The following is a 6,631-nucleotide window of genomic DNA, read 5'->3' on the forward strand; positions in this document are numbered from 1 at the left end:
GTGACGAATCAAGTTTTTTCAGAAGCAGAAGAACAGCAACCGCTTGTCCCCGTGCAGAGCGGGCGCGACAGCAAATCAGCAGTGGATGCGCCTGAAACTGGCATCTCAGATACCTCTCGCTGGCACTTCTCCTCTGAAGAAGATGAACGAGAAATAGCCTTAGAAGTTCCAGACGAACAATCAGAAGTTTCCGAAGCTGAAGAACCAGAAGTTCCTCCCAGTAAAGGACTCAGGTGGCCGACGCTGTTGGCGGGCGCAGGGATTGGCGTAGCTGCAACGCTGCTAGCAGTACACTTGACTGCGGGCCAGAAGAGCGCGCGTCCCCCAGTTGCAGCCCCAGCGGCGGCTCAGCAGGGGACGCATCAGACGGTGACAGTGGCTGCTGTGGAATCGGCCGAGGTGGCTCAAACTCTGGAAGCGACGGGGACTGTGGCGCCCTACGATTTGCTGCCGGTGCTGCCGCAAGCCAACGGTTTGCAAATCAAGCAGGTTTTGGTAAAAGAAGGGGATGCGGTAGAAAAAGGTCAGGTAATGGCGGTTTTGGATGATTCGGTGCTGCGATCGCAAATTGCCGAAGCCACTGCTAAGGTAGAATCGGCAGATTCTACGGTAGAACAAGCGCAAGCTCAGGTGCAACAAGCCCAGTCAGCCCAACAAGAAGCCCAAGCCGGCGTTGCTCAAGCCCAAGCCGGCGTTGAAAAAGCCGTCGCTGACGCAGCGCAAGCCAAAACGGGCGTGGGCCAAGCTCAAGCAGGTGTCGAGCAAGCCAAGGCTAGTGTCGAGCAAGCTAAGGCGGGGATTGCTTCTGCTGAGGCTAAATTAGCTCAAGCTCAAAGAGAAGTAAATCGCACCCAAAATTTGGCTTCCCAGGGAGTAATCAGCCAGCAAGATTTGGAAAAGCGCAAAACCGAGCGAGATACTGCTGTTCAAGATGTGAACAAAGCTAAGGCTGATTTGAATAAAGCTTTGGAAGAACAGAACAAAGCGGCGGAAGAAGTGCGATCGGCTCAAGCTAAAGTAGCTACAGCAGAAGCTAATATCAGTACGGCGAGAGCGGCCCTCAGCAGCGCCCGCGCTAAGGTGAATACGGCCGGCTCTGCTGTCAGCAGCGCGCGCGCAAATGTCGGGAACAATGCAGCAGGTGTTCGCAGTAATGATGCGCGAGTGAAACAGTTGCAAACTCAACTCGAACAAACAATTGTCCGAGCGCCGGACAGCGGTATTGTATCTGAAAGAATTGGTCGAGTTGGTGATGTTTCTTCGGGAAGTCAAAAACTATTTTCGATTATTCGAGGAAACAAGCTGGAACTGCAATTAAAAGTACCGGAAACTCAGGTTTCTCAAGTGCAGCCGGGAACGGCGGTGCAGATTACTTCGGATTCTGATAAGCGGATTAAGTTGTCGGGAACTGTGCGAGAAATTTCGCCGTTAGTTGACCCGCAAAATCGGCAGGCTACGGTGAAGATTGATTTGCCGACAAGTGAGTTTTTGCGATCGGGAATGTTTTTGCGCGCCTCGATTTCGACGGCGACGGCTCAAGGTTTGAAAGTTCCTGCTAAGGCTATTTTACCACAGTCTGACGGCAGTTCTATTGTTTACAAGCTTGTGGGCGAGGATAAGGTGCAGGCTCAACCTGTGGAAGTTGGAGAGATTACTGGGGGCGCGGTTGGTGATTTGACGACTGCTCAGGTTCAGATTAAAAAGGGGTTGAAGGCGGGCGATAAAGTGGTGGTTGCTGGGGCTGGTTATCTTAAGGATGGCGATCGGGCAGTTGGCAGTTGACAGTTGACAGTCATTATTTATTGTAGGGTGCGTCAGGTGAGAATTTGGCGACGACAGACTAATAATTTTCCACGCTAAGCACCTTACGATTTGTTAGTTACTATATATTTTAAGAGGGCTAAAGCCCAACAACATACCTCATCTTTCTGAGAACCGCTATAGATTTTTGGAGCGGGCTCTCCGGCCCACTCCACAAGAATTTAAAGAAGAATAAGATTAGTTAGTTAGTAGATATTTGGAGCGGGCTCTCCGGCCCACTCCACAAGAATTCCAAGAAGAATAACTATATTACCAATGACCAATGACCAATTCCCCATTCCCCATTCCCATTCCCCATTCCAATTATGTCTTTTAATATTTCGGCTTGGTCGATTAAACAGCCTGTCCCGACGATTGTTTTATTCTTAATTCTGACAATCGGGGGATTAGTATCCTTTCCGGTTTTAGGCATTGATGATTCACCTAACATCGATGTGCCTTCAGTTTCGATATCTGTCAGCCAACCGGGGGCAGATCCAGCCGAACTTGAATCACAAGTTACGAAAAAAGTAGAAGATGCTGTGGCGGGTTTGGGCAATATTGACCACATTATTTCTACTGTTAATGACGGTTCTTCTAATACGACAGTTAACTTTTTGTTGGGCACAAATAGCGATCGCGCTACGAATGATGTCCGAAATGCGATCGCCCAAATTCGCCAAAGCCTGCCCCAAGACATCAACGATCCAGTCGTCAAACGGGTGGAATTTGCCGGTAGTTCCATTATGTCCTACGCCGTCGTTTCCGATCGCCAAACGGTAGAACAGCTAAGCGAATTAATCGACCAAAACATCAGCCGTGTCCTGTTGTCGGTCAAAGGTGTCGCTCAAGTGCAGCGAATTGGAGGCAGGGACAGGGATATTCGAGTTGATTTAAACCCCGAACAACTGCAAAGTTTGGGGATTACAGCTACCCAAGTTAACGATCAAATTCGCAATTTTAACATCAATCTTCCCGGTGGCAGAACTGAAATCGGCAATTCCGAGCAAACAGTTCGCACCATCGGCAGCGCCAAAACTATCGAACAGTTGAAAGCTTATCAAATTACTTTACCAAAAGGCGGTTTTGTGCCGCTTTCCAGTTTGGGAAAAGTTGACGAAGGCTATGCAGAAGCGCGTCAGGGTGCGCGGCTCAATAACAAGCCTGTTGTAGCTTTTGCTATCCTCCGCAGCACCGGCAGCACTCTCGTGACTGTGGAAGAAGCGGTGCGGGCAACTGTTAAGAAAATGGAAAAAACTTTGCCGCCGGATGTCAAGCTTGAACTTATTTATACTTTAGCAGATCACATCCGAGATTCCTATGAAGCTTCTGTTGATGCTTTAGTTTTGGGGGCGGTTTTAGCGATTGTCACGATTTTTATATTTCTGCGGGATTGGCGGGCGACTTTGATTGCTGCTGTGGCTTTGCCGCTGTCGGCAATTCCTACTTTTGCTGTGCTGAGAATGGTAGGATATACGCTTAACGGCATGACTTTGTTGGCGCTGTCGCTGGTGGTGGGTATATTGGTCGATGATGCGATCGTCGAAATTGAAAATATCGAACGCCACGTCGGGATGGGGAAAACGGCTTATCAAGCTGCTTTGGATGCTTCTGCTGAAATTGGTTTAGCTGTTGTTGCTACCACGATGACGATTGTTTCGGTGTTTGCACCGGTGGCTTTTATGCCGGGAATTCCCGGTCAGTTTTTTCGACCTTTTGGGGTGACGGTTTCGGCTTCGGTGTTATTTTCGCTGTTAGTAGCCCGCACTGTAACTCCGATGATGGCGGCTTATTTGTTTAAGGATAGTGGACACGAGGCGGAACTCAAAAAAGACCAACTTTCTTATCAGTACCGCCGACTTTTGACTTGGGCGCTGAAGCATCGGGCGATCGTCCTAATTTTAGCTGTTGCTTTATTTTTCGGCAGCGTTCAGTTAATTCCTTTCATTCCGACTGGGTTTATCGATCGCGATGATACCGGACTTTCGACAGTCTCGATCGAATTGCCGCCCGGTTCCACCTTGTCACAGACAGATTTAGCAGTGCAGCAAGCAACTAAATTATTGCTCGCCCATCGGGCCGTAAAAAGCGTTTTGGAGACCGAAGGCGCTCCGACAGTATCCGGGGGGCCAGGTGGTGGCGGAGGGGGCGCTAGCGGCGTAAATACAGCCAGTCTGTACGTGAAATTGAAACCCGCCAATCAGCGGATCGGACAACAGAAGTTTGAGGAGGAAATGCGGCCGAAACTTGCCGATGTTCCCGGTGTGCGGCTGAGTTTTGCTCAAGGGCGTGTGGGCGGTAGGAAGCAAATGTCGATCGTCCTCAAGAGCGAAAATGCGGAGGCTTTAACCAAAACTGCGGAAACTCTGACGCAACAAATGAGGCAACTTCCGGGACTGATTGAGGTACAATCTAGCGCGAGTTTAGTCAAGCCGGAAATTTTGGTAAAACCCGATCCAAATCGGGCGGCGGATCAGGGAGTTTCGGTGCAACAAATTGCTCGCACTGCTTCTTTGGCAACGATTGGAGATATTGACTCAAATCTTGCTAAGTTTGATTTGCCCGATCGACAAATTCCGATTCATGTGATGTTGGCGCCGCAGTTTCGCAGCGATATCGAAACAATTAAGAATCTGCAAATACCGGGTAAAAATAATACTTTAGTACCGTTGAGGGCAGTGGCGGATATTGCTTTGGGTAGCGGGCCTTCTCAGATCGATCGCTATGACAGAGCTCGTCAAGTATCTGTAGAGGGCAATTTGTTGCAAGGTACGACTTTAGGAGAAGCTGTTGCTGCGGTGAAAAAACTGCCTGCAATGAATCCTTTACCCCCTGGCGTGGAACAAGAATCTTCGGGCGATGCAAAAGTTATGCAGGATATTTTCAGCGGTTTTGCGGGGGCCTTGGGAACGGCGGTACTGTTTATTTATGGTGTGTTGGTGCTTTTGTTTGCCAATTTCTTGCATCCGATCACAATTATGGCGGCATTACCTTTATCTCTTGGTGGCGCGCTGTTGGGACTTTTGGTAGGACAAAAATCTCTCGGTTTGTACGCTTTGATTGGTGTAGTGTTGCTGATGGGAATTGTGACGAAGAATTCGATTTTGCTGGTGGATTACGCGATTATGAATCAGAAGGAAGGCGAACCGATGTATGAGGCGACGCTGGATTCTGGTGTAGCGCGGTTGCGGCCGATTTTGATGACAACGATCGCCATGATAGCTGGGATGGTGCCGATCGCGCTGGGAATTGGCGCGGGATCTGGGGTGCGGAGTCCGATGGCGATGGCGGTAATTGGCGGTTTGATGACTTCGACGCTATTAACTTTGGTGGTAATTCCGGTGGTTTATACCTACATGGATGGCTTGCAAGTCTGGATTTTCGATCGGGTGCGGGGGAAGAAAAGAGGCCAAGGGCGATCGAATATCTCCGGGTAGGGAAACGGGCACTGCCGTCTCCTCCTGCGTCAGGAGAAGGCTTTTGGAGTGTACGGTGCGTCAGATCTCAGGTTTGTCCGAAAAATTCCGGCGATCGAGACTGACGCACCCTATTAATTTTGCCGCCATGGGCGATCGGCAACCCCAAAAAATAATTCTCAAAATCATTGACTCAAAATCACAAAATCGTCGTATAATATTTATCTAGTCATGGTTTACCGCAATCCCTAAAAAGTAAAAGCCAGTAAAACAGACTAAGCGCGGGCGTAATTCAGTGGTAGAATGTCAGCTTCCCATGCTGAACGTCGTGGGTTCGAGTCCCACCGTCCGCTTTAACTGAATTTTCATATTTATATGAAAATCAATTAGTGCTATCAATTCGATCTATGGCTAATTTCTTAACCGCTGCATTATATAAATTCGTTGAACTATCCGATTTTGCCGAGCTGAAAGCACCGCTAATCGATTGTTGCAACAAAAACAACGTCAAAGGCACCATCTTGTTAGCAGCCGAAGGCATCAATGGCACGATCGCCGGTTCATCCGAGGGCGTGCGCGCAGTGCTGGCATTCTTGCGTAGTGACGCGCGTTTTGCTGATTTGGTTCACAAAGAATCTTTCTCAGAAAAAGCACCGTTTTACCGCCTAAAAATCCGCTTAAAACGCGAAATCGTCACGATGGGAATACCCGATATTAATCCATCTCTCATGGCTGGCAAATATGTCAAGCCCGATGAGTGGAATAAGCTGCTTGACGATCCTGATGTTGTCGTAGTTGATGTGCGTAACGACTACGAAGTATCTATGGGTACTTTTGCAGGCGCTATCAATCCCAAAACCAAAAGCTTTTCCGAGTTACCTGAATGGGTGCAGCAAGAAACTGCTTTGCGCGATAAACCCAAGGTGGCAATGTTTTGCACGGGTGGCATTCGCTGCGAAAAATCTACTGCTTTTTTGCGATCGCAAGGTTTTCAAGAAGTCTATCATCTCGAAGGCGGGATTTTAAAATATTTGGAAACGGTTCCGGAAGCAGAAAGTCGTTGGGAAGGTGAATGTTTTGTCTTTGATGAACGGGTTTCTGTTGTTCACGATTTAAAACCTGGTAACTATGAACTTTGTCGCGGTTGTCGTCACCCGATTAGTGAGGAAGATAAGGCTTCTGAATTTTTTGTCCTGGGCGTGAGTTGTCCTCATTGTCATGACTCGAAAACCGAAGCTAAAAAACAAGCTTTATTAGAGCGGCAGCATCAGATTGAGCTTGCTAAGCGTCGCAACGAAGTACATATGGGCGCGTGCTATGATGCTAAGGAAAAATCCGATGGTGCGATCGACTAAAAGGTATGTTGTTGGGATGCGAGCCCCAAGAGCGCTGAAGCGCAACTACGTACCAAGAAA

General features: G+C 48.6%; 3 protein-coding genes and 1 tRNA gene. All 4 read left to right on the forward strand.

Annotated elements, in window-relative coordinates:
- Positions 1-1,782: an efflux RND transporter periplasmic adaptor subunit gene (locus tag JGK20_RS30025; RefSeq protein ID WP_293233206.1), complete on the forward strand. Its 1,782-nt coding sequence runs from the start codon at positions 1-3 to the stop codon at positions 1,780-1,782.
- Between the two features lie 344 nt (positions 1,783-2,126).
- Positions 2,127-5,237 carry an efflux RND transporter permease subunit gene (locus JGK20_RS30030; protein WP_293233208.1) on the forward strand — a complete coding sequence of 1,037 codons (3,111 nt, stop codon included), beginning with the start codon at positions 2,127-2,129 and terminating at the stop codon, positions 5,235-5,237.
- A gap of 260 nt (positions 5,238-5,497) precedes the next feature.
- A tRNA-Gly gene (locus JGK20_RS30035) sits at positions 5,498-5,569 on the forward strand.
- A gap of 54 nt (positions 5,570-5,623) precedes the next feature.
- Entirely contained in the window at positions 5,624-6,571 is a 948-nt protein-coding gene (locus JGK20_RS30040; protein ID WP_293190927.1) for a rhodanese-related sulfurtransferase, read from the forward strand.
- Positions 6,572-6,631: the final 60 nt, after the last annotated feature.

The organism is Microcoleus sp. PH2017_05_CCC_O_A (assembly GCF_020738785.1).
Lineage (GTDB): Bacteria > Cyanobacteriota > Cyanobacteriia > Cyanobacteriales > Microcoleaceae > Microcoleus.

Coding starts and splice junctions, on each gene's coding strand:
- JGK20_RS30030 (WP_293233208.1), top strand. CDS start 2,127: ATGTCTTTTAATATTTCGGCTTGGTCGATTAAACAGCCTGTCCCGACG.
- JGK20_RS30040 (WP_293190927.1), top strand. CDS start 5,624: ATGGCTAATTTCTTAACCGCTGCATTATATAAATTCGTTGAACTATCC.